The sequence below is a fragment of the Streptomyces sp. PsTaAH-137 genome (assembly GCF_003259365.1).
In the GTDB taxonomy this organism is placed as follows: Bacteria; Actinomycetota; Actinomycetes; order Streptomycetales; family Streptomycetaceae; genus Streptomyces.
The window spans coordinates 1-1048 of the sequence record NZ_QLLY01000110.1; the positions used below are offsets into that span (position 1 = coordinate 1).

Annotated in this window: 2 protein-coding genes; both read left to right on the forward strand. The window is 70.3% G+C overall.

From position 1 onward, the window contains the following. Positions 1 to 776, forward strand: a 776-nt coding sequence (locus tag K377_RS41250; RefSeq protein WP_111668729.1) for an SDR family NAD(P)-dependent oxidoreductase, incomplete at its 5' end; no start/stop codon positions are given. A gap of 78 nt (positions 777 to 854) precedes the next feature. Then, positions 855 to 1048 (forward strand): tautomerase family protein (locus K377_RS41255; RefSeq protein ID WP_111668730.1); only part of this gene is annotated, 194 nt, incomplete at its 3' end.

The window sequence follows — 1048 nt, forward strand, 5'->3', positions numbered from 1 at the left end:
CCCCCGTCATCGTCGTCAGCGGCGCCACCGGCGGAATGGGATCGGCCGTCGTCGAGGAGATCGCCCGCTCCGGCGCGACGGTCGCACTGCTCGGCCGGAACGAGAAGCGACTCGACCGAACGCGCCGCTCCATACAGAACCGCGTCGGCGACGCGGGCCGCCTCGTCACCTACGAGACGGACATCAACTCCACCGCGTCGGTCGACTCGTTCGCGGCCCGGCTCATGGCCGACCTCGGCCGGGTGGACGGCCTGGTGCACTCGGCGGGCGACGGCCCGCTGGCACCGCTCGCCGAGACCGACGACGCGATGTGGCAGGCCACGTTCAACGGCAAGCTCATGGGAGCGGTCCGGCTCGCACGGGCACTGGCCGGGCCGATGGCCTCGTCCGGCGGCGGCTCGATGGTCATGATCAGCGGCGTGTTCCGCAAGGACCCCGACCCGCTCTTCCCGGTGAACAGCGCGATCAACGCGGCGCTCGCCGTCTTCGCCAAGTCCGTCTCCAAGGACCTCGGACGCTCCGGGATCCGGGTCAACGTCCTTGATCCCGGCGCCGTCCGCACTCCCCTGTGGGACGAGATCGCCAAGGCGATCGGCGACCGGTCCGGCGCCACGGCGGAAGAGGTCAGCGCCCATGTCGCGGCGCAGTCCCCGCTGGGCACCCTCGCCGAGCCGTCCGATGTCGCACACACCGTCAGTTTTCTGCTGTCCCCGGCTGCCAGACACCTCACCGGCGCCGCGATCACGCTGGACGGCGGCGCCTCGGCCGGTCTCTGACCCGCCCCGGACGGCGCCCCCTCCCCCCACACACCTCTCCTCAGCGACAACAGCCTCAGACCAGACCTGGAGTTCGCCATGCCCATCCTGTCCATGACCACCTGGCCCAACCAGACCGACGAGAAGTGCCAGGAACTCATCGAGGAACTCACCGCCACCGTGCACCGCGTCATCGGCGCCCCGATGGACAAGATCACCGTCTACATCCAGGAGATCCCGCAGAACCGCTGGGGCGAGGGCGGGGTGATGGGGACCAACCCGGAATTCGCCGC